Source organism: Mariniflexile soesokkakense (genome assembly GCF_039650365.1).
Taxonomy (GTDB): Bacteria; Bacteroidota; Bacteroidia; order Flavobacteriales; family Flavobacteriaceae; genus Mariniflexile; species Mariniflexile soesokkakense.
This window is the reverse complement of the sequence record NZ_JAZHYP010000002.1, coordinates 375307-400497: the sequence shown is the minus strand read 5'-3', so window position 1 is coordinate 400497 and position 25191 is coordinate 375307. Positions and strand designations below refer to the sequence as shown.

Here is a 25191-nt window from a genome sequence, read left to right as displayed (position 1 = left end):
CATTAGTTAATTTAATTTCCATAAATTTACATAGTTTTAGTTAGTTAAACATTTAATTAATTAATCGTACTAAAGGAGGGGAGAATTATTTGCGGTGAGATGTTGATATTCTTTCCCTCTTTCTTTTTACTTCAATATTACTTTTTTGTTATTTAATTCATATTGGTTTATATAATTTGTGTTTTTTATTAATAGTAATATTTCTTCTAAATTTTGAGATTTACTTAATTCTCCGTTGAATTTTATATCCTCAAGGGATTTGTTTTCAATTTCAATTTCAATATCATACCAACGAGACAAAACTTTTATAATATCCTTTAAAGGTTTGTTTTGGAAAACAAAGTCGCCATGAACCCAAGACACTACTTCTTTTATATTAACTACGCTAATAGATATATCGTTATTTGTAATATTTAAATTTGATTGTTGATTTGGAACTAGTAATTGCTTGCCTTTTGATGTGTTTATCTCTACTTTACCCTCTACTAACGTTGTGTAAATATTGGTTTCATCTTTATAAGATTTAATGTTAAACTCTGTTCCTAATACTTCTATTTCTTGTGTCTGATTTAACACTTTAAACTTTGCTCCATTATGGTTTGTGCTAGGTGATACATCAAAATAGGCCTCTCCATAAACTAATTCTACTTGTCTAGCACCACCCTTTTTAAAACATACTGGGTATTTAAGTTGAGACTCTGAATTTAACCAAACTTTAGTCCCGTCTGATAGTTTGATAAAGAACTGACCTCCTCTAGGAATAGTAAGGTAGTTATATTTAATGTTGTTAGTGTTTATTTCTGTATCATTATATACTATTTGCTCTCCGTTACTGCTTACGTTATGTGTTTGATATGCATCTCCCTTTTCTAAAAGAATAATAGATCCATCATCTAATGTTAAAGTAGCTTTGTCGGTGCCAGCTTCAATGGTTTTTGTAACCTTTTGACCATTATCAACGGAAGTGTCAAATAAATTACCTTTAAAGAAGTAACTAGTAGCCAATATACCGATAGTAATAGCAGCTGCATAGCGTATTTTTTGACGTATTTTTTTTAGCTTAATTACCTTTTTGTCATTACCTATTTCTTCATTTAATTTATCTTTAGCTTTATTGATATCGAACTTTCTCATATTAAATTCGATGGCATAGTTTATCTTAACATAAGTATTAAACAAAAGGTTGTTATTTGAATCTTGTATCCATAGCTCTAATTCATCCAATTCAGAGGCTGATGCTTGATTGGTAAGGAATTTAATTATTAAGTTTTCGATTTTAGGGTTAATCATTTAATACATTATTTACCTTAATACGTATCAACTTTCTATAACCCTAACTTTTTATGAGTTTTTTTTATATTTTCGCAATAAACCATATCGTTTATTATCATTTTAATATATGTCAAAAAGCTTTTCTAACAACTTGCAACTTATAGAAGCATTAAAATTAGGCGATTCCAAAGCCTATACTTTTTTGATGGATACCTATCATCATAAATTATGTGTGTATGTGTTTGGCCTTGTTCACGACCAGGATGCTGCGGAAGATATTGTTCAAAATGTTTTTATTAGAATTTGGAAAAAGCGTGAACGTCTCAACCCAGATTTTGAAATCAGTAGTTTTCTTTATAAATCGGTTTACAATGAATTTATAGATTACTATCGTAAACAAAAATCAGTTTTTCCTTTAGAGAACAAATATATAAGCGCTCTTTCGGCTAGTGTGGAAGATGAAGATGAACAATCTCTTGAAAGAGTAATAAAATTGGTGAAATTAGAAATACAAAACCTTCCCCCAAAATGTAAAGAAATCTTTTTACTTAGTAAGCAGGAGGGACTTACCAATATAGAAATAGCCGAGTATAAGAACGTTTCAATAAAATCCGTTGAAGCGCATATTACAAAAGCATTTTCCTTACTACGCAAAGCAGTTGGTGGTAAAGTAAGTTGTGTTTTGTTTTTATTATTCGGTATGGAAACTAAATTAGATTTTAATATAAATGATTAATTCATATAATAAATTGGGCAATTGAATTTTTTGAAAAATTATGTAAATAATTTATGGTGTGTTTTTATAAAATTATAGTCCTAGGATTATTAATTTACTGTCTAGAATAAGGCTTAACAACATAATTTACCAATTCTAAATTTTGTTCTCTAATGCCTTGTAATACCAATTCAGCCATTTTTCGTGCTCCAAACTCAGAAAAATGGGTCGTGTCATTAAATCCTTTTGGAAAACGAGGGAGTTCATTTGGTTCAAAAATCATATATAAATTTTTCGAAAACTCTGGTCCCATTTTTTTAACCAATTCATGGCTTTTTGTGTTTAAATCTATAACAGGAACGTTATACTCGGTTCCTAATTCAATAACCGCATCGCAATATTCCTTATGAGATTTTATTAATTCACCGTTTGAATTGTACTTTCTTTGGGTAACGGGTGTTATTAAAATAATTGCAGCACCTTTGGCTCTGGATTCATTAATATACTTTCCCATATATTTTTTATAATCTTCGGGTGAAGCATAACGATTGGGATGGTCTTTAGAGTTGGCTGAATCGTTATGTCCAAACTGTATTAATACAAAGTCGCCAGTCTTTAGGGAATCAACTATAGGTTGCCATCTGTTTTCATCAAGAAATGATTTGGTGCTTCTACCACCTTTTGCATGATTTTCAATTTCTGCAGTATCGTCGAAAAAATTCGCAAAAGGCATGCCCCAACCTTCTTGGGGAAACCTGCTTTCATCATATAAACACATGGTAGAATCGCCAACAAGATAAATTGTTGTTTTTTTGTCTTGGGAAAATACAAAAGAGGTATAGAAAAAAGCTAATAGATAGAATGCAATTATTTGTTGCATTGTTTTGTTGCTAAAGGAATTATTATTTTTCATCTTTTAAAACTTTATTTAGAAAGTTAATGGTATAATTTAATGTAGTTTCAAACCAAGGATGCATCAACCAAAAGGAATGTGGACTATCTGGAATGGTATGTACTTCGTTATAAATGTCATACTTGTTTAAAATAGCGATCATATCATCCCTACCCGCATGAAAACGGGGTTGTGCACTATTTATAAAAAGAGTAGGAGGTGTGTTTTTTCCAACATATTCTAATGGTGAAGCCTCTTTCCAATTTTTGAAATTTTCCTCTTTTTCACCATTAAGCCAAGTGCCAGCCATAGAAACTTTACCGGGTTTTGATTCAGCAGCAGCTTCTGGATGAATAAAAGAGACAATACCATCTATATTAACAATGGCTTGAATTTCATCAGAAATATATGTGTCATAGCCATAAATGGATGAGTTAGGAGTTACCCCAATTAATGCGGCTAATTGCGCACCAGCAGAAGCGCCTAATACTGCAATTTTATCTGGATTAATATGGTATTTTTTTGCATATTTGCGCATCCATCTCACGGCATCTTTTAAGTCAGTAACGCCCGCAGGATAGGTTGCTTCCAATCCTAATCTATAAGAAACGGAAATCCCTACATACCCATTTAATGCTAAATATTGAGCCATAACCCGCTCATTTTCTTTACTGCCTACTAGCCAACCACCACCATGAATTAATAAAACTGCAGGGTAGGTTTTTTTAGAAAGACCTTTAGGAATGTAAACATCAAGTTTTAATTTAGAAGTGTTCGTTTTTTTATAAACGATGTTTTCTTTTGATTTGATTTTGTTTGATTTTAAAGGCTCAATAGTCGTAATAAAAGGATAATCTTTTTTTAGTTTTTGATACGTTAATTCAATAGTATATGGGGGATAAGTTGGTTTGTCTTGTGCAAAACTTGTATTGCCCATAAGAAATAATACACCGCATAAGCTTAGAAAAAACTTCATCTTTATCTTAATTTTTAATTGTACTATTTAATTCTTGCAACCCTTCAAATACCAGTCTTGCAACTTCTGTAGCGCCTTTTGGCTGAAAATGGGTATTGTCTTTTTGCCCTTTAGGGTACGCTTCGTATTTGCCTTCAGGGAGATTCATGAAATAATTGTCTGTTACAAAAGATTCTCCTTTTTTAGTAAAAAAGTCTCTTGATTTTTTGTTTAAATCTATAAGCATCACCTGTAATTCTGCAGCTACATCTTTAGGAGCTTGGTCGTAATCACCATGTACATCGTTTAAAACGCCATCTTTCCATGGATAGTTTCTGGCTACGGGTGTTAAAATAATTGGTATGGCTCCTTTTTCTCTAGTTTGGCTAACAAATAATCGTAAAAACTCTTTGTAACCTTCAACATCTACATAGCGTTCTGTTTTTTCTTTAGCCGCATCGTTATGTCCAAATTGCATAATAACAACATCATTTTTTTTAAGGGTTTCATAAACCGAACGCCATCTGCCTTCTTGAAAAAAGGTGCGGGTACTGCGTCCGCCTCTTGCTCTGTCATCAACAAAAATGCTATCTGTTTTTATAAGATTCGTTAATTTATACAAACTATCGGAAACCATAAACGGTTGAAAAACTTGTCCCCAGCCTGTAACAGGAAATCTTGTTTTCATATAATCTTTTCCTTGGTCGTAATTTCCTGTATAATCTGCCATCGTGGAATCACCAATTAAATAAACAGCTGTTACTTTTTGGTGTTTGGCTTTGAAAGTATAAGCGCCTCCTTTTGTAGTTTCAATGTCATACAAATGATACTTTGGCAGATTTAAAGTTGATGAATGGGCTTCTTTAGAAATCAACGGTTCTTTTATTTCCGGACTTTGATAGAATGGATTAGTATTTTTACCTGAAGCTTTTGCAAGCTCTTTACCATTGGCATCCAATAATATTTCAGTAGTTCTAATTCTTAAATAACCGCCTAGACTAGATGTTACTTTGAATGTTTTCACAGCATTGTCTTCCCAATCTAAATCCACCTCAAATCCACCTCTTGCTTTTAGTCCTTTTACAGAACCTTCTTTCCAAGTGTCTGGTAATGCAGGTAATAAATGTAAAGCTTCATCATGTGATTGTATAAGCATTTCAGCTATACCAGCAGTACAACCAAAATTGCCGTCTATTTGAAAGGGTGGATGTGCATCAAATAAATTAGGATAAGTACCACCGGATTTTGCTCCGTCTTCAACTAAAGTAAGCTGCGTTTTTATAAGTTTATAGGCTCTATTTCCGTTAAGCATTCGTGCCCAAAAATTTACTTTCCAACCCATAGACCAACCTGTTGAAACATCTCCTCTGTACTCAAGGGTTTGTTCGGCAGCTTTAAATAAGTCTGGATTTTTAAAAGGTGATATTTGATCCGATGGATATAGTCCATAGAGGTGAGAAATATGGCGGTGCGTATCGTCTGTTTTATCCCAATCTTCAATCCATTCTTGCAATTGGTTATGTTTTCCAATTTGCATAGGTGGCAGTCTTTTCTTTAATAATTTTAAGGAATCGGCAAATTCAATATTGGTATTTAAAGTTTTAGAAGCTGTAATAACATTACTAAATACATCAAACACCAATTGATTATCCATTGTGGTTCCGTAAGTAACTCCGGCACTACCCATATATTTGTTTTCTGGTGATATAGAAGGTGTTACCACCAACCATTTGTTTTTTGGTTCTTCTTGAAGTACATCTACATAAAATTGGGCAGTCGATTTTAAAATAGGGTAGTATTTATTTAAAAAATCTTTATCGCCGGTAAACAAATAATGCTGCCATAGATGTTGACTTAACCATGCGCCACCCATGGGCCAAAGTCCGTAAAAACCACCATCAACAATACCTGCAATACGCCAAATATCAGTGTTATGGTGAATATTCCATCCACGGGCGTGGTACATATTTTTGGCACTGAGTTTACCTGTTTCAGATAAATCTTCTAGCATAGAAAATAATGGTTGGTGCAGTTCTGACAGGTTGGTCACTTCAGCAGGCCAATAGTTCATTTCGGTATTAATGTTTACCGTGTATTTGCTGTCCCATGGTGGAGATAATTTATCATTCCAAATACCTTGTAAGTTAGCTGGTTGTCCACCAGGTCTTGAGCTTGAAATAAGCAAATAACGTCCAAATTGAAAATATAGAGACACCAATGATAAATCTTCTTTTTTTTCGAAGTCTTCCAATCTCTTGTTAGTTGGCAATGTACTGTTTGCAGCATCTCCAATCTCTAAAGATACTCTGTTAAATAAACTTTGATAATCTTTAACATGTGAATTCTTTAAGGTTTCAAAGGATTTTCCTTTACTTTTTTCAAGAAATACTTTAGCAATTTTATCGGCAGAATTACTTAAATCTTTATAGTTTTTAAAATTGGTGCCAATACTCACAAATAAGGTAGCCTCATCGGCGTTTTTAATAATAATCGTTTGGTTATTTTTGGTAATTTTTCCCCCAATTACGTTAGGGTAAACCAAAGTGGTAAAGTTGATTTTTCCTTGTTTGTTTTCATGGTCATCTCCTGTGCCGCTTAAGTCAATCAATCCTTTTTTTGCTGAAATAGTATGGTTTTTAAGCGGACTATCTGTTGAAATTTCAAAACTCAAACTCTTAGGTTTATCGGCTGTAATATGAATGACCATAACTTGGTCTGGAAACGATACAAAGTATTCCCGTTTGTAATGAACACCATTTATGGTATAACTAACTGTAGAAATGGCGTTTTCAATGTTTAGTTCTCTTGTGTAATTAGATGGATTGTTATGATTGGGGAAATGCAGATTTAAGTTTCCAACGGTTTGATAGGGTACACCATAATTATTATCTTTTGGAGTGTCTTTTGGGAATGCCTGAAGTGCAGCTTTTTGAGCCTCTTCGTATTTGTCACTAAAAAGTAATGCTCTAATATTTTGAATGTCTTGATAATGATCTTTTTGAATATTATTCCCAGGTTCTCCTGCCCAAACGGTTTCTTCGTTTAGTTGGATTTTGTCATTCTCAACACCTCCAAAAAGCATGCCTCCAATTCTGCCATTACCAATAGGCAAGGCTTCGTTCCAATTATTCGCTGCATTTTCATACCATAAAATGTTGTTATTTTGCGCGCTTGAAAATGTTGTAATTAAAATTACAAGTACTAATATTTTGTATTTTTGGATACTATTTTTCATTTTATTATGGCTATTTCCTTCAACCATTTTGTACAGATAGTTTTCCATTCGTCGGTTAAAGAAGATTCATTATATATGCCAATATTGTGTTTGCCTTCAGGGAAAATGTGTAGCGAGCCCTTAATCTGATGCTTTATCATTTGTTCATAAAACAATAGGCTATTCATAGGGTTTACAGCAGGGTCGTTTTGAGCATGAAATAAAATAGTAGGCGGTGTGTTTTCGGTAACATGAAATTCATTTGAATATTTATGAATATTTTCTGAAGTGGCATGATCTCCTAATAAATTTTCTAAACTGCCTTTATGTGTATATGCTCCAAAACTGATTACAGGAGAAACCAAAATCATGAAATCATGAATAAACGACAATGAATCTACATCATCATTAATTTTTGATAAATCTTCATTATGAGTAGCAATGGTTGAAGCTAAATGTCCGCCAGCCGATGCGCCAAAAAGGCCTACTTTATTTTTATCTAAACGCCATTTTTCAGCATTATAGCGTATTAGTTTTATGGCACGTTGGGTGTCTTGGATGGGGCCATTTTCACTAATTATTAAATCTGGCGATGTAGGCAATCTGTAAAGAAGCACGAAAGCTGTAATGCCTCGGGTATTAAACCATTTTGCTAATTGAATACCTCCTAAATTATATGTAAGATGATGGTAACCTCCTGATGGTAAAATTAAAACACTACTGCCGTTTTGCTCTTCTTTAGGAGGGAAAAAAGCTAGCATGTTTGGTTTAGAAATTTGTGTAATACGTTCGCGTTCTTCAATATGTTCAAGACTCAAGCCTTTAGAGTTCGGCATGTTATCTTCTGGCCATAACGGAATAATATCTTGCGCAGAAAGCATCAGAGTAAAAATGAAGCTACATAGTATTACTGCTTTTCTTTTCATTATTTATTGAAGTTTTATAGCTTTTTTGTTTAATCCCATACCTTGTTGAATTTGCTCCTTTTCATTTGAAATATCTTTTTTATCAAACTCAATATTGTTGGTTTTAGGCCCTAAGGCTTTTATAGCAGATTTACTTTCTGTAAAGTCAAAATTACTCGCTTTGATATTTTTACTATTGTAAATAGTTAATGCGAAATCATCTGAAGCTTTTATTTTTACATTTTTTAAGGTAATGCCATCTGAATTAATAAGTGTTATGCCTTTTTTTGTTTCGAAAACAGAATTTTCTATAGAAATATTCTTTAGGTTCATTTCTGGTAATCCCATAAAAAACATAGCTGTTTCAGAATCTGCTACATTAATATTTTTCATAAAAATATTTCTAAAAGAGGGCGTTTCTTCGTTTATTTCAACCAATTTTTCTTCTTGTATTTTAGCATCAGATGTTTCATTATCATCTAAAACTGGTGCTTTACCCGAATAATACAGATTGAAGCCAATTGCTTCGGTAGGAATGTGAATCATATCTATGTTCGATATGTATATGTTTTCAACAATACCGCCTCGTCCTCGGGTGCTTTTAAAGCGTAAACCAATATCAGTTCCTATAAAAGTGCAATTTGAAATGTGTACGTTTTTAACACCACTAGACATTTCACTACCTATTACAAACCCACCGTGTGCATGATAAACAATGTTGTTTTTTACAATCACATTTTCAGTAGGAATAGCTCTATCTCTACCATCTTTATCTTTTCCAGATTTAAAACAAATGGCATCATCACCCACATCGAACGTATTATTATAAACCAACGCATTTTTACATGATTCTAAATCTAATCCATCACCATTTTGAGAGTACCAAGGATTTCTAACATTAATATTTCTGATAATGACATCTTCACACATTAAAGGATGAATATTCCAAGCCGGTGAGTTTTGAAATGTTGGTCCGTCTAGAAGAACTCGTTTACTCTTAACAATGCTTACCATTACGGGTCTTAGAAAATCTTTTACCGAAGCCAGTTCTTCATCACCAATTAAATCGGGTACATTAAAATTGGTGCTGCTTTCATAGCCTTTTTTAGAACCTTCTGAAGGAAACCAAATTTTACCATCTTTTGAAACTACACCACCAGAACGAACAAGTGTTTTCCATTGTCCATCGGTCATTTTACTAATTTTCACAGGTCGCCAAGCATCACCGCTGCCATCAATAATACCATTACCAGTAATGGCTATATTTTCTACTTCATTGGCATTAATAGGAGAAACACAGCGTACAGTGTTTAAACCTTCAAAGCTGGTTTTTATAATAGGGTAATCATCAAAATCTTTGCTAAAAATAATTAAGGCACCATCTTCTAGATGAAGGTTTATGTTACTTTTAAAGGTTATAGGGCCAGTTAACCATACGCCACGAGGAACAATGACATTTCCACCGCCTTTAGTTGATACATTATTAATGGCTTTTGCAAAAGCATCTGTGTTTTTAATAATACCACCAGTAATTGCTCCAAAATCTACGATGCTAACTTCATAATTTGGAAAACTGGTTGTATTTACTTTCGGCATATTAAACTCTATGCCTTCGTAAACATTGGTTTCATTAATTGTGCTAGATTTTTGGGCACTAACATAACAAGTGATTGTAAAGATGAATAGTGCTAAAAGTGAATGTGATTGTTTAGTTTTCATGTTTTTTTAAAATTCTATAGCTGTAGTTTTACCAACTACTTTTATACGTTTAGAAATACTTTCGGTTGAAGCGGAATGATTTTTATATGCTACATTTGGTTGTTCTCCTCCAACAGAAATTGTGAACCAACCTGGTTCTATTACCAATTCATTTTTATTATTAATAATGGAAAGTTGCCTTGGTTGAATAGTAAATTGAACTTCTTTTTGTTCTCCTTTTTTAATATGAACTCTTTTAAAACCAACTAGTTGATGATTAGGTCTAGGAGTAGTGGCCTCTTCGTCTTTAAGATATAACTCAACAACTTCATCTCCATCAAAATCACCAATATTAGAAACCTTTACTGATACGTTTATGGGTTTGTTAATATCAATTTTAGATAGCATTTTAAAATTACTATAACTAAATTTGGTATAACTTAATCCAAAGCCAAAAGGGAATAGGGGTTCTTGATAAAAATAACGATAGGTTCTTCCTTTCATGTTATAATCTTCAAAAGGAGGTAACTGATCGATGGATTTATAATAGGTTATAGGTAATCTTCCCGCGGGATTATAATCACCAAATAATACATCGGCAATCGCATTCCCACCTTGCTGCCCAGGATAACCGGCAGATACTATCGCAGGTACATTTTCTGCTGCCCAGTTAATGGCTAATGCACCACCATTAACCAAAACCAATATTACAGGTTTGCCTGTTTCGGCTATGGCTTTCATTAGGTCTTCTTGTGCTTTGGGTAAATCTAGTTTTGTACGATCTCCTCTTTCAAAGCCATCAACTTTTATACTCATTTCTTCACCTTCAAGTCGTTCGTTTAAACCTAAAGTTAAGATAACAACATCGGATTTTTTGGCTATTTCTAAGGCCTCTTCTTTTTGGTTATTAGTAGGTTTGCTCCACATCATTTGTGCGGTTGCATCTCCATAATAATTTTTATATTTTATTTCAATTTTGTACTCTTTCCCTGCTTCAAGTTGAATTTCTTTTGGGTTTAAAGATGCATGGTGACTGTGCTTTCCGCCTCCTTTAATGGTTTCTATAGAAAACTCCATAAATGGTTTTCCCCAATCACTAAAAGAATAAATTCCTGTTTTGGGTGGAAGTATGTATCCTGTCCATTTAATTGAATAATGTCCCATTTTTAAACGAGGATCGGGCGTATTAATGTCCCATTGAAAAGAAATGTTATCATCAATTCTTTCAAACAAAGGGTCTCCTTCCCAATCAATATTATTGAAATACTGCCCAGTTAAACCTTGTATATTATTATCTGTACGAAAATATATTGAAGGTATCACTTCCATAGTTGGAATGCCGTCTGCTAAAGGACTTCCTTCTGCATATAGCACCTTAACCTCTGGGCTTAATTTGTTTTTTATGCCTTGTAAAATAGTAACAGGTTTGCTTGGTATGCCACTGTAATTACCCCATAACGACATAATGTTATCTGCATTTGGGCCAATTACGGCTACTGTTTTTATATCTTTTGAAAGCGGTAACAGTTGGTTTTCATTTTTTAACAATACAATACTTTCTTGAGCTGCCTTTCTAGATAAATTGGAATGTGCTGAGTTATCATTTACAGAAAAAGGAGTTTCTGAATAAGGCGTTTTTAAATCACCATCTAACATGCCTAATTTCATTCGGGCTAAAAAAAGTCGCTTTAATGAAATATCTAAATCATTTTCACTAATCAATCCTTCTTTTATAGCGTCATTCAAAAACTTATAGGAGCTCCCACAATTTAAATCGCAACCCGCTTTTAAAGCTAGGGCAGAAGCAGAAGCCGCATCATTGGTTAATTTATGAGTTTTCCAAATATCAGCAATGGCCCCACAATCTGAAACTACGTAGCCCTTAAATCCCCATTTATTTCTTAAAATATCGTATAATTCATCACTGGCACTTGCAGCTTTGTTATTTACACGGTTATATGCAGTCATCACCGAATAAACCTGTCCATCTTTAACCAAGGTTCTAAAGGCGGGTAAATAAGTTTCCCAAAGATCTTGCATATTAGGGGCTACATCAAACTCGTGGCGCAAAGCTTCTGGTCCAGAATGAACGGCGTAGTGTTTTGCTGTTGCAACTGTTTTTAAATTTAGTGGGTCATTCCCTTGTAAACCTTTTACAAATTGAAGTCCTAATTGGCTGGTTAAATAGGGGTCTTCACCATAAGTTTCATGACCTCGTCCCCATCTAGGATCTCTAAAGATGTTAATATTTGGAGACCAAAGTGTAAGACCTTGATACATGTCATGCTGACCAAGTCTTATGTATTCATGGTGTTTTGCTCGTGTTTCATCAGAAATCACGGAGGCTACCTGAGATAACAAATCGGTATTCCATGAAGCAGCAATGGTAATAGATTGAGGAAAAACAGTGGCGTAACCAGATCTAGCAACGCCATGTAAAGCTTCATTCCACCAATTATATTTCGGAATTCCCAGTCTATCAATTGCTGGAGCATCAGACATGAGTTGCTCAATTTTTTCTTTGATAGTTAACCGAGAAATTAAGTCGTTAAGTCTTTCTTCTTGTGATAATTTAGAATTTTGAAATGGAAATGTATTTTGCCCATAGCTAATTTCAAATACCAATAATAAAATTAATAAAAGGCCTCTGGTTTTCATAAAATTATTGTTTAGTAATCTTAAAATAGGCTACATCGGCATATCCACCACGTTTTGCTTCTTGAGTGCTTATACTGAATAAACCTACTTTAGCACCAATCCATTTACCAGGTTGCGCTTTAAAAGGTTTGCCAATTTTTTTATAATTTTTTCCGTTTTCAGAAAAACTGAATTGACACATAGCATCAGGCGCTGTTACTTCAACTTTAAAATAGGCTGTATTTTCTTTTAATCGTTCTTTTACAATAACTTTTTCTTCGGCACCATCAATAGCTTTTATAGCTTCGGTTTGTTGAATATAATAACCGTTTTCATCATGGCTAATGCTTAAGGTTGCATAATCCATTCCCATAATAATTAACCCTGCTGTTTTACCACTTTTAGCTTCTTCTGGAACTAATGTTATTTTTGTTGAAGCTGTAAAATTTGGCGCAGGAAACTTTTGAAGTAATAAGTTTGGAACCATCCAAAGATTTTCACCGTCCTTAACCGATTTAATAGAAAACAATCTCAAATAATCGTTTCCAGGTAATTTAGCGTGCCAAACCACATCATTATTAGCATTCCATTGCCATTGTAGGCCTATATTAAAGCCATCAAAATTATCGGTTTCAACAGGTGTTTCAATAGGGTAAGTTTTTCCAACGTTTGGCTTTTTATGAGTCATAACAGGTTCTCCAATGCCATTACCATCTAAGTCTTTTCCCATTACTGGCCAATCATTTTTCCAACTCATGGGCTGTAAGTGTACAATCCTACCATAAGCATCTACATCTTGAAAATGATAAAACCATGATTCGCCATTAGGTGTATCTACCCAAGCACCTTGATGTGGCCCATTAATTTTGGTTTTTCCTTGTTCTAAAACTACTTTTTCTTCATAAGGCCCATAAATATTTTTAGAGCGTAAAATTAATTGCCAGCCCGTAGCAACGCCACCAGCAGGAGCAAAAATATAATAGTAACCATTACGTTTATAGAATTTTGAACCTTCAACGGTTTCGTGTTTTTCATGGCCGTCAAAAACGTGAATACCTGGATCTAAAACTTTAGTGCCTTCTGGGTTCATTTTGTTTACAGATAACAAGCTTTTAACACCTCTTCTGCTGCCAGCATAAGCGTGTACTAAATATGCGTCGCCATTGTCATCAAAAAGCGGGCATGCATCTATAAGTCCTTTTCCTTCCATAACTAAAATAGGCTCGTCCCATTTACCAAAAGGATCTTTGGTTTTTACCATGTAAATCCCAAAATCTGGATCGCCCCAATAGATATAAACTTCATTATTATGATAACGAATACTTGGTGCCCAAACACCATTACCATGTTGAGGTACATTAAAGGTTTCAAAAGGCACTTGTAAAGGTAAAGCATGATTAATTAATTTCCAGTTCACCATATCTTTTGAATGTAATATGGGTAGGGCAGGTGCCGCATTAAAGCTGGATGCCGTCATGTAATAGTCGCCTCCAACCCTAACAACATCTGGATCTGAATAATCGGAATAAATTATTGGGTTTTTGTAGGTGCCATCGCCATTATCGGATACCCAAACATCTGATATGTAAGGTTTGTTGTTTTGAGCTAAGAGCAGGGTAGTGCTTAAAAGTGCAAATAAGATTGAATAAAGCTTCATGTGTTTGTTGTTTTTATATAATCAAACATTCGTGACTAGTTCTTTTGTACTATGATTAGTCACGAATGTTTGATAAAAAGAAATGAATTATTTGTTCAATTCAAGGCTTGCCATAATGAATGGCCCAGTACCTTTAGGATCGTTTGAACGGATGGTTTCGTTAATATAATATTCATACGAACCATCTCTGTAAGGGTTTCCTCCCAAGCCTGCTACTGCACAACATTTATTTAGGTTAACAATTCCGTTTTCTTCAACTGAAACTAAATCTTTTATAAGAGCATCGTAAGCTTTATTGGCAACTTCTAAATATTTTTTATCTAAGTACCCTTTTCGAACTCCTTTTGCAAAAGCGTATGTGAACATGGAAGTTCCTGTAGCTTCTAGGTAGTTGCCTTCTCTATCTCCTTGGTCTAGAACTTGCCACCATAAACCAGATTTATCTTGAACTTTAGTAATAGCTTCAGCAAATTGATTTAAATATGTAATGATGCGTTCATGTCCTGGATGATTCTCTGGTAAAAAATCTAAAACATCTACCATGGCCATACCATACCAACCCATACCTCTAGACCAAAAATGTTGTGAGTTTCCAGTTTCTTTATTTGCCCATTTTTGTTCTTTGCTTTCGTCCCAACCATGGTATAAAAGTCCAGATTTTTCATCGCGACTGTGTTTTTGGATTAAATCAAATTGAAGCACTACATCATCATAAATTTTTTGTTTTTTGGCTTCATCTTTGATGAATTCTTGAGCATAGCGGATATGGAAAGGTTCGGCCATATATAATCCATCTAGCCACATTTGATATGGATATCTTTTTTTATGCCAATAGCCACCATCAGATGTTTTTGGTTGGGATTCCATTTGGCTGTTTAAAATTTCCATAGCTTTTAAAAAACGCTCTTCTTTTGTTTTAGAGTATAGATAAAGCAATACATCACCAGACTTTATCATATCTAGATTTTGATCGCTTAATTTGTAGGTTTTTATGGAACCAGTGCTGTCAACCAATTCATTAGCGTAGGCATATGTATAATCGTAAAATTTTTCATTATTGGTTTGTTCGTATACTTTTATAGCTGCGGATAGTACTAAGCCATTGGTATAGCTCCAACGAGGTTTATCAACGAAATCGAGTTTAGAAGCTTCAGGAAAACGTTCAATCTCAGAAAGCATCATGCGTTCAGACCATTTTAGGTTTTCTGGAACTATTTTTTCTACAACAGCTGTTTCTTTAGAGTTTTCCTTTGCATTCTTACATGCTGTAGTCGATAAACCTAAAGCAATAGCAAAAAGTGCCATAAATTTTGTGGTATTTTTCATTGTTATTTAGTTTATGGTATTTGTATTATCTAATGTTTCTAATTTCTTATTCAAATCTTGAAAGAAAGCTTCTTCAGTTTTTATGCCATTTAGCTCTTGTTCCCAAGCACCCAAAAAGTAATATGTTATTGTTTTAGTTGTTGGTTTAAAAACTACTAAGTGGTCATCAATACCTGTTTTTTGTTGTGCTACTCCATCTAATTTATAAAAAATAGCCATTCCTAATTTGTCTGTATTGCTTACCAAAGTTTGTGTGCCATAGGTTGCAATATATGCCCATTTTGCACCTTCTTTTTTGATTAAAGGAATGTTTTTGAATTTTACAATACCTGTTGAAATTCCAGTTATTTCTTTAGAAGGAGTTAATTCTGCTTTGGTATAACGATCTTGTTGATAGATGGTCAGTTTTGAATTTAAATTGATGGTCTCATTACCTGTTTTCCAGTCTTCATAAGTAATGTTTACAGCGGAATTGGTTTTGTTATTTTCAATTTTAGCGAACGTATTTTTTACACTTTGAAAATGAGCAATAGTGTCATTTACAAGTCTTCCGTAACCACCAATACCCATAGATTTTCCAGCTTTTAGAATATCTTGACCCCAAGGTGCAGGTTCGTGGTACGAATCAAATCCATCTTGCCCAACATAAGGTAATACTAAAGAATCTACTTTTTTACCGTAAATATCAATAGCATTTCTCCAATCTAAATATATACGATACCCAATTTGGTTATTTTCCCAACCTGGGCCTTCGTAGCGCAGAAACCAGGAATGGTCCGTATGTTCTTTTGGAACTTGAAGCGAATTTACGTTTTTAAAAGAAGTTCCAGCATTATATTCTTTATGTCCTCTTGAACCATCAACCCATTCGCCACCTTGTGCAATAGAAAGTTCAGCATAGGTTTTTAAATTTGTATCTAATTTTCCGTTAGATTGGTTAGATTTACAAGAAAATAAACTAAAAAGAACAATTGATAGAATTACTGTTTTTTTCATAAGAAATGATTTGTTAATTGTTTTCATATGATTTACCGTTTATAGTGGTGTTTTTAAATATAATAGGTTCTGAATTTTCTACAGATAAATCTGTTTCAGCGTTTTTAATATGAACGTTGGTTAAAGTGACGTTTTTTACAAAACTTTGTGGTCTTCCTTTTATAAGAACTCCAAATTTGCCTCCATTTTCTACGTTAATGTCTTGTAAATGAATGTTTTTTACAACAGGCATAAAGTTACCTTCTTGGGGGCCATAAATAGCATAAAACAAATTAATTTTTAAAACGGCTTCTTTAACCTGACCAACTTCTATATTTTTCACATACACATTTTCTACAAAACCGCCTCTTAAGGTGTTCGTTTTTATGCGAATAGCACGGTCTAATTCTGGGCTATTCATTTTACAATTTCGAACATACACATTTCTCACGCCTGCAGATATTTCACTTCCCATCACAACGCCACCATGACCATCTTTCATGTCGCAATTTTCGACCACTATATTTTCACTTGGTATATTTACACGTCTACCATCATTATTTCTACCCGATTTAATTGCGATGCAATCATCTCCTGTATTAAATACGCATTTATTTATGTGAACATTTTTTGAATATTCTGGGTCGCAGCCATCATTGTTAGGTCCGTGACTGTTTACAGTTACACCTTCAACGCGTACATAGTTACATTTTATAGGATGAATGACCCAAAATGGGGCATTCGTAAATGTGACACCTTGTATCAATACATTTTCACATTCAAATGGTTGGATAAACAAAGGGCGCAATTGATGTCCTTCACCAAAAACACGTTCAGAAACTGGGGTATTGTTTTCGGCCATTTCCCATAACCGAGGTAGGTTATGAGCGTCTTTTTGCTGAGGTGCATCTTTTAAATGTCCGTAGCGTTCAGCGCCACACCATGGCCACCAATTGGTTGTTCCTGCTTGCCCATTAAAAGTTCCTGAACCAGTAACGGCAATATTATTTTGTTTGTAAGCGTAGATTAATGGTGAATAATTCATTAATTCCTGACCTTCATAAGAGGTATGTACAACGGGTAGATAATCTTTTGAATTTTTAGAAAACAGCACTTCAGCACCTTCCTCTAAATGTAAATTCACATTGCTTTTTAGATGAATAGGGCCTGTTAAGAATTTACCTGAAGGAATAATAACTTTTCCACCACCAGCTTCAGTACAAGCAGCAATGGCTTTTTTTATCGCTGCGGAATTGTTTGTTTCTCCATCGGCAACAGCTCCAAAGTCCACTATGTTAAATGTTTTGTCTGGAAATTCTAAAACTTTAATGGAGCTAATAATGTTATCAGCCTCACTAAAAACGTCGGTTTCTATTTTTTCCTTTTCCTTTTCTTTGATTTTGCAAGAATTGAGGGTTATGGTAAATAGGGTCAAGCATATTAATGAAAATGCTATAGAAGATGTGGTAATTTTCATGAGTTTATGTTTAGTTGTAATCGATTGTATAAAAATACTAAAGTTGAAATTGTTGGCATAATTTATTTAGGACATTATCTTATTTATAAAGAGTATGTAAAAATTCTCAAGACTATAATTTAGGAATCCAGTTATCATACCCTTTTAATACATTTTCTAAAGTGAATGTTTCGCTTTCTTTTTTTGATAGTTTTTTTGCCCAATCCACCCTTTTGTTGGAAGCTCCTGGTCCCGACGAATTATATTCAGCATAAAATGTGGTTTGTTGCGCATTGGTTTTGCCCCAATTGTGCCATCCTTCAGGTTTGATTTGTTTATCCATATAGCAATCTATCCAAACAGTTTTTGCATAGTCACGCCATGGACGCCCCAAGTAAAAGGTGTTTTCTAAAGCGCTGCCAGTTATCTTACAGTTTTTAAAAACAAGCCCATATGTTGTGTTTTGATTAGTAGAAGCAGCAGTTACATAGCCGTTATTTTTGCAGAATATTTCGCAGTTTTCAAAATAGGCAGTAGACCACCCAAAGATAAAATCAACAGTACCTTCAATATAGCAATCTTTGTAGTATTGTCTGCTTTTATCTCCATGAAGATATAGGGTGTCTTGATTTCCTAAAAACCTGCAATTTTCAAAAATGATTCTGTCTCCATCAACTCTTACTGCAACAGCTTGTCCAATGGGACCTGCACTATTTTCAAAAGTGATGTTTTTTGCTTTAAAACCATCGCCAAAAACAAAAAATGATGTGGAGCCCGTGGTGCCCATTTCTTCACCAAACTTGTTGTGTTTTTGGGCAAAATCATCGTATGTTAAAATGGTTTGGTTTTTATCTTCACCAACAAACGTTACATTGGTTTTTGATGTTGGAAGCACTAACTTTTCTTTATAAACACCATTTTTTATGAAGATTTTAGTTTCGGTTTTTCTGAAATCTGGTATGGCATTGATTGCGTTTTGAACGGTGGTAAAATCACCATGCCCTTTGGAGTCAATAATAAAGTCAAACGCCTCTCCATTAATTACTTTTTTTAAAGCGGCATTTATTAATGAGTTTGTATAAACTTCAATATTAGTGTAGTTTTTGTCTAAAGTATTTAAAATAGCATCACTTGCTTTTGGGTCTAATTTTTTTTGAACTTCCCATTCATCAGGCATACCATCTTCATCAGAATCAACTTTTGCCTTTTCAGATTTTAAAATAGGCCATCCACCAACATTTTCTTGGGAATCTATAATGCCATTTTTATAGTTGGCACTGCCTTCTTTGGTATTGTGTACAATTCTAGCATCCACAGCATCTCTAAAAAGGTTTACACCTGCGTTTTTAAGTACTTCTTCATAAGCATCAATAGCACTTGATGTTTTTATATTTTCTGAAATGTTTATAGGTGAATTTAATTTAGTTGCTTCTGGATTATCACATTGTACACCGCCATTCCAATTGTTTTTAGTAATAGCACCGTAGCCATTTACATAATTTCCATCGACATAAAATTTACCATAAGGTTCAGAAGGGCTTACGATGCGGTCTAGTTTTGAAGAGGTTGTTGCAGGTCCCGATTTAAAATAATTATTAATAATATTGTAAGTGCCTTTTTCACCACCGTAGATATTGTTTGCTCCCCAATTGTAAATAACATTATTTCTAAAATCTACAAATTCATTTTCTGAATTTTCAGTAGTTGATGACCCACTAAATCTAGGGTTTCTACTATTATTACTCGCAATTAAATTATGGTGAAAGGAAGCGTTAACGCCGCCCCAAATACCACCGTAGCCATGAGCACCTTTTTTATGTACAGATCTGTTTAATGCTTCAGAAATAACGCACCATTGCAGAGTAAAGTTCTTGTTATTGTAAAAGGATGCGTTTTCATCTGTTCCCCAACTAATAGAGCAGTGATCTATAATTACATTATTGGCATTTCTGCAGCCTAATGCATCACCTTCAACTTTGAACGTGTCACCCATTCTAAAGCGTATATAGCGTACAATAACATTATCTGCTTTTATGGTGAACGGATACCCTTTTATGGTAATGCCTTCACCAGGAGCAGTTTGCCCTAAAATGGTTAAATCACCTTTATTGATGTCTAAATTTCTTTGAAGTTCAATTGTGCCTGAAACATCAAAAACAATAATTCTTGGGCCATTTTTCAATATGCCTTTTCTAAGACTTCCTTCACCACCATCATTTAAATTGGTTACTTTATATATTAAACCACCTCTTCCTCCAGATGCATATTGCCCAAAGCCTTCTGCAGTTGGAAAAGCTAATTGTTGGGCATAAGTTGTATTATAAACTAAAAAGAAGACAGATATTGTGAAGCAAATTTTCTTAAACATTCTGATGTGTTAAAATCTAAATTATTTTTGATTTTCAGTAATTGAAGCCACTAAGCTATTAATATAAACTTCTATGTTTTCATAGCCTGTACTTAAATCGTGTCCGTTAGGGTTTTTATCGGCTACTTTTAATTTTTTTTCTAATTTCCAAGCATCAGGCATGCCATCACCCGAAGTGTCTTCTGGAGCAATTTCAGAATTTAAAACCGGCCATCCACCAACATCGCTTTGTGTATCAATAATACCTTTTGTGCTACCATTTGAGCCCTCATAGGTATAGGTTTTGTTAGTAACTTCAGTCGCTATTCTTAAATCTATTGCATCACGCTTATAAGATGCGCCTCCGTAGGCAAGTACTTTGTCGTAAGCAACTAAAGCGGTATGCGTAGTAACGTTATTGTTTATGTTGTGAGGTTCGGATTGACGAATTGCTGCTTTATCTTCTTCAGAAACGTTACCATAACTACCATGAAACTGATTGAACACACCATAAGTCCAATTATCGTTTGAGGTTTGTGTACTGCCTTCAACATGGTTGCCATTAATATAAAATTTACCCCAAATATCATAGACTTCAGTCCCTGAAACTTTATTTTTGTCAATTGACATAATACGGGTTGTTTTTGTAGTTGCGGGCCCTGGCTTGTAATAACAGTTAACAATGTTTACATTCATGGCTTCCCCACCGTAAGCACTATTTCCTTGCCAATTGTAAATAACGTTATTTCTTAAATCGACTAAATCTGTAAGAGCAAATGAAGAGCCTGCGTATTCACCCAAACGAGGATTTCTGCTATCATGGTGTGCTAATAAATTATGATGAAATGAGGCATTTTTACCTCCCCAAATACCGCCATAACCATGGGCACCTTTACCATGAACTGAATTACGTAAACTTTCTGTTATAAAACACCATTGGAGTGTTGTGTTTTCATTGTTATATATTGATACAGTTTCATCTGTAGACCAACTCATTGAGCAATGGTCAATTATTATGTTTTTATGAAAGCGACTTCCTATAGCATCGCCTTCTTGTTTAGCTTCATCACCCATTCTAAATCTTAGAAATCGAATAATTACATTGTCAGCATTTATTGTAACAGGGTAGTTTTTTAAACAAATACCATCACCAGGGGCAGTTTGTCCTGCAATTGTAATGTTGCCATTGTTTATTTTTAGTTCAGATTTTAGTTCAATTGTTCCAGAAACCTTAAATAAAATGTAACGTGCACCAGACGTATTTACAGCTGTTCTTAAGCTTCCTGTACCTGTATCATTAAGGTTTGTAACAAATAATACTTTACCACCACGGCCACCAGTAGTGTTCATTCCAAAACCTTCAGCACCCGGAAAAGCAAAAGCTTCTTCTACTACAGCAACAGGTTTGTCTTCTATAATTTCTTCTTTCTCTTCTTTACCTGAATTATCATCTGGAGTGGAACTGCTGCATGAATAGAATAGGCACGAGAATATAAATAGTGCTTGAAAATGGAATTTCATATCTTATTTTTATTTTAATAAAAATGGATACCTAAATAGTTTTTAATTGCTTTTTAGATATCCATTTTTTAATGGTTAAGAAAAAACTTAACCTTATTTAATTATAATTTAACTCGCCATCTAGGATCGCCAGAAGTAGATCTAGCTACAAATGAAGAGCTTACAATATTAAAGTTGTTGTTTTCAGGATCGGCCCACAATCCAGATTGTGAAGTTCCTGCATTCCCAATGGGAATAGCAGCAATTTCTTTCCCTGCTACAAAAAGGAAATCTGTAGTTGTATAGGTGTTTTGAACAGTAAAGTTTGTGCCTCCTAAACCACCACTTTCTGTTCCAACAACGGCAAGATCAGCACCTGTTTTTGTTCCTGTAGGATCCCATTTGTGTCCGAAAATAGTGTTTTTAATTTCAATACCATTGGCTACGTCATTATTACCATCACCACCTCTATAACGGAAAATAGTATTAATATTAGCAATAGTACAACTCTCTATAACTACAGATAGAGAAGGTGTTCTAGATTGAATTCCGATGGTAATTTTATTAAATGTACTATTTACAAATTTGAAATTGTTTACTCTTGCTGTAGTTGGGGTATTTGGATCGGTATCACAAGTAAAGATGCCATATCCACCAATATCAAAAACAAGAGAGTTTCTAATTTCAAAAGTATTTATAATGGCATTATCACCTCTTAACCTCATCACGCCACGCAAGGTTCCTATTTCACAGTTGTCAAAAAGTACTTCGTTTACATTGGTATTTCCACTAGACGGATTAAATACATAATCACCATTATTGTCTTCACCTTTTATTTCTAAATCTATAAAACGGATATGGTCTATAGTAGCTCCATTAGCTATGTTCCAGTTACCAGTAGTGTGTAGTTCTGCTCTTTTTTCTCCAAAGCCGTATGCTGCTCTGATGGTAATTGATTTGTCGAGAGCAGATGAAGGTAAATCGTAAACAACACCTCTTTTCACCAATATTATAGAGGCATTTGGTGCAGCAGATACCGCATTACTAACCGCTGAAGCACTTTCATCAGCTCTAATGTCTATAACACCAGGACCACTTGGGTCTATATCTGCGACTTTAGTTGTGTAATTTACCCAACCTCTAAGTTCAGTTCCGCTATAAATAGCTATTTGATACGCTGTTTCAGGTTGTAAACCATACACAAAGGCTTCTCCAGCAGCAAACTCCTCAGGTGTCACTGGTGTTTCAGGAAACAAAGGGGTTGTTAGTCTTAAATCAGTTGAAGCAAATACTTTCATGCCAGTAACAACTTGTCCAGCTGGTTCCCAAGTTACTCTTGCAGCAACATCTATAACATCATAAGATTTAGGTGAAAATAGAATACTTGGAAATGTTTGGGTTCTTACACCACCTAAATCGGAAATTCTACTATCAAATTCAGCGTTTGCTTCGTGAGCAGTTGCTCTTACTTGATATCTAGTATTCCAAAATAATTCTTCTCCAACCGTGTTTTCGTTTATTTCAACGTAATTAGTGTCGGTTACTATGGTATATTCAATGGTGTTAAAAGTATCTCTACTTACCTCTATGGTATAACCAACAGCACCTTTTAGTTTTCCCATATTTACAATAATGGTATTACCTTCTGCAAATAATGGTTCGTTAAGAACGGGACGAAACAAACGGGTTTTTTCGTATGTCGCATTATCGTCTTTATCACAAGCGTTAAACATGGTAACGATCAAGCATAAAAACAATACTGTTCTCAGATTAAAAATATTACTCTTACTTTTCATATCTATAAGTATATAAGTTTTTAATTAGTAAATTGATAACCATCGTTAGCAAGTGTTCCTTGGCTACTTTCAATGGCATTAATTGGTATAGGGAATATGTATCTCACAACCCCAGGTTTTGGCCCATTATAATAATTGTTATAATCGTTTAAAATCCATTCCTGATACGTGTTAGTGTCATCGTGCATTCTTAATAAAAAAGATTCTCTATTCCAAGTATCATCTGGTGCAGCTAAAATTTTTGTATCTGGATTCAATATTACAAACTTACCACTTGTGTCATTTTTCCAATACATATAGTCTGGGCCAGTACCAGTTCCATTGAAAGCCTTATCAGCTAACACTTTTAGGTCTGCAACAGTTTCCTGTATTTTTTCAGAATAAATACCCCAACGTATAAGCTCGTATTTACGTATCATTTCACCACCAAATTCCCAAGCGCGTTCGTCAACAATAGCATCAAAGAATGTTTGTTTAGAAGCTGATATTTGAGTTACATACCCATCTACTTTAGCTGCCCAATCTTCTTCATTAAAAGCACGTTGTCTAACTCTTTTAAAAGCAGTTTGCGCTTCTGAAGTTGGTCCGTTTAATTCGTTTTCTGCTTCAGCATACATTAATAAAACATCTGAATAACGCATCATTGGCCAGTTTATACCGGTTCCTTTTGCAGACTCTCTTCCTGGAGGCGTTGGTAATAAGCGTCTGTTCCATTTAGCTTGAGATATATTGATACCTACATGTTCATTTACATCCTCTACTGTAACTTTAAATAAGCCGCAGGTTACATCTCTACGCTTGTCTTTACTGTCAAATGATAAATAGTAAGTAGGAGGCATAGCCATATAATTACTTCCAGATCCATAGGCATGTTTAGCATCGGTACCTCCATCAACTCGAATACCAATATTCCAACCCACATCACCACCGCCATTAGCAAATGGTACTTCAAACAGGATTTCATCATCACCAGCAGGTACAATTAATTTATTTTGATTTAAAAATATTTGTCCAAAATCTGTAGGTAGTGGTCTGTCTTTCAAATCAATTAATTTTTTGCTGTATTGTTTAGCAATGTTATAGTAATCTAAATAGTCGCTATCTCTTACCATATTAAGTTCTGGAGTTAAATAATAACCACCACGTTGCAGTGCTAAACGTGCAATCATACCTAAAGTATATTCACGAGTTACTTGTTCAATTGAAAATGGTACAGCTTCTCTCCATTGCATGTTTGCCTCAATATCAATTAAAGCTTGAATTTCATTAGCAAGAATCTCATTTCTATTTGTTTTAGGAAAAAAGAAATTGGCACCAGCTACAGGAGCTTCGGTAACATAAGGCACATCACCAAAGTGAAATGCTAACATACTATACCAATAAGCTCTTAATGTGTGGGCTTCACCTAGTAAATGATTAAAGGTGTTTTTTACATTAACATCAGTCGAATTCAAGTTACCACTGTTTGTAATTCCTTTTATTGCAATGTTGGCATCTCTAATAGCCCTGTACGCATAAGTCCAAACAATGTTTAAATCATTATTGGAGGCTAGAGCATCTAAGTTCCAGATTTCACGTCTACCATTATCATATTCACCATTATGATATCCAATTTCAATATCGGTACTACCTGTCATGTTATTTGATAACCTTGACCTAAAAGCATCTTGGTTAAAATAAGAGTAAACGGCATTTACACCATTTCTGGCATCATCAACATTTGAATAGATATAATCGAGGTCAAATGTTGAAATGGAGTCAGGCTCTAAAAAGTCCTTGTCGCATGAAGTAGCTATTATAAAAATAGGTATAATAGCTAAAATAAGTTTAAGTTTCATATCAATTA

16 protein-coding genes are annotated in these 25191 nt (G+C 34.2%); 1 reads left to right on the top strand and 15 read right to left on the bottom strand.

Annotated elements, in window-relative coordinates; all coding sequences use genetic code 11:
• Window positions 1-126 precede the first annotated feature (126 nt).
• A complete protein-coding gene (locus VP395_RS05630) occupies window positions 127-1290 on the bottom strand; it encodes a FecR family protein (RefSeq protein ID WP_346240770.1) in 1164 nt (387 codons plus the stop codon).
• 133 nt (window positions 1291-1423) lie between these two features.
• Here VP395_RS05630 and VP395_RS05625 point away from each other — a divergent pair, with 133 nt between their 5' ends.
• Window positions 1424-2008, top strand: a complete 585-nt coding sequence (locus VP395_RS05625) for an RNA polymerase sigma factor (RefSeq protein WP_346240769.1) — start codon at window positions 1424-1426, stop codon at window positions 2006-2008.
• 94 nt (window positions 2009-2102) lie between these two features.
• Here the strand turns inward: VP395_RS05625 and VP395_RS05620 are convergent, their stop codons facing one another.
• From VP395_RS05620 to VP395_RS05555, 14 genes are all read right to left on the bottom strand, one after another.
• A complete protein-coding gene (locus VP395_RS05620) occupies window positions 2103-2867 on the bottom strand; it encodes a rhamnogalacturonan acetylesterase (protein WP_346240768.1) in 765 nt (254 codons plus the stop codon).
• A gap of 22 nt (window positions 2868-2889) precedes the next feature.
• Window positions 2890-3855 carry an alpha/beta hydrolase gene (locus VP395_RS05615; RefSeq protein WP_346240767.1) on the bottom strand — a complete coding sequence of 322 codons (966 nt, stop codon included), beginning with the start codon at window positions 3853-3855 and terminating at the stop codon, window positions 2890-2892.
• A 7-nt stretch (window positions 3856-3862) separates the two neighbouring features.
• Window positions 3863-7117: a glycosyl hydrolase family 95 catalytic domain-containing protein gene (locus tag VP395_RS05610; protein WP_346240766.1), complete on the bottom strand. Its 3255-nt coding sequence runs from the start codon at window positions 7115-7117 to the stop codon at window positions 3863-3865.
• Window positions 7066-7974: an alpha/beta hydrolase gene (locus VP395_RS05605; protein ID WP_346240765.1), complete on the bottom strand. Its 909-nt coding sequence runs from the start codon at window positions 7972-7974 to the stop codon at window positions 7066-7068. The genes VP395_RS05610 and VP395_RS05605 overlap by 52 nt, the downstream gene beginning before the upstream one ends.
• A gap of 3 nt (window positions 7975-7977) precedes the next feature.
• Window positions 7978-9672 (bottom strand): glycoside hydrolase family 28 protein, encoded by a 1695-nt coding sequence (locus VP395_RS05600; protein ID WP_346240764.1) that lies wholly within the window; start codon window positions 9670-9672, stop codon window positions 7978-7980.
• Between the two features lie 6 nt (window positions 9673-9678).
• The gene (locus tag VP395_RS05595; protein ID WP_346240763.1) at window positions 9679-12309 is read right to left on the bottom strand and encodes a glycoside hydrolase family 3 C-terminal domain-containing protein; all 2631 of its coding nucleotides are present in this window, start codon (window positions 12307-12309) and stop codon (window positions 9679-9681) included.
• 4 nt (window positions 12310-12313) lie between these two features.
• Complete coding sequence (locus VP395_RS05590) at window positions 12314-13945, bottom strand: glycoside hydrolase family 43 protein (protein WP_346240762.1); 1632 nt, start codon at window positions 13943-13945, stop codon at window positions 12314-12316.
• 87 nt (window positions 13946-14032) lie between these two features.
• Window positions 14033-15271 carry a glycoside hydrolase family 88/105 protein gene (locus VP395_RS05585; RefSeq protein WP_346240761.1) on the bottom strand — a complete coding sequence of 413 codons (1239 nt, stop codon included), beginning with the start codon at window positions 15269-15271 and terminating at the stop codon, window positions 14033-14035.
• 6 nt (window positions 15272-15277) lie between these two features.
• The gene (locus tag VP395_RS05580; protein WP_346240760.1) at window positions 15278-16267 is read right to left on the bottom strand and encodes a DUF4861 family protein; all 990 of its coding nucleotides are present in this window, start codon (window positions 16265-16267) and stop codon (window positions 15278-15280) included.
• 13 nt (window positions 16268-16280) lie between these two features.
• Window positions 16281-17723 (bottom strand): glycoside hydrolase family 28 protein, encoded by a 1443-nt coding sequence (locus tag VP395_RS05575; RefSeq protein ID WP_346240759.1) that lies wholly within the window; start codon window positions 17721-17723, stop codon window positions 16281-16283.
• Window positions 17724-17835: 112 nt separating this feature from the next.
• A complete protein-coding gene (locus tag VP395_RS05570; protein WP_346240758.1) occupies window positions 17836-20070 on the bottom strand; it encodes a pectinesterase family protein in 2235 nt (744 codons plus the stop codon).
• A 21-nt stretch (window positions 20071-20091) separates the two neighbouring features.
• A complete protein-coding gene (locus tag VP395_RS05565; RefSeq protein WP_346240757.1) occupies window positions 20092-21570 on the bottom strand; it encodes a pectate lyase family protein in 1479 nt (492 codons plus the stop codon).
• A gap of 101 nt (window positions 21571-21671) precedes the next feature.
• The gene (locus VP395_RS05560; protein ID WP_346240756.1) at window positions 21672-23282 is read right to left on the bottom strand and encodes a DUF4957 domain-containing protein; all 1611 of its coding nucleotides are present in this window, start codon (window positions 23280-23282) and stop codon (window positions 21672-21674) included.
• A gap of 83 nt (window positions 23283-23365) precedes the next feature.
• The gene (locus VP395_RS05555; protein WP_346240755.1) at window positions 23366-25183 is read right to left on the bottom strand and encodes a RagB/SusD family nutrient uptake outer membrane protein; all 1818 of its coding nucleotides are present in this window, start codon (window positions 25181-25183) and stop codon (window positions 23366-23368) included.
• Between the last annotated feature and the right edge of the window lie 8 nt (window positions 25184-25191).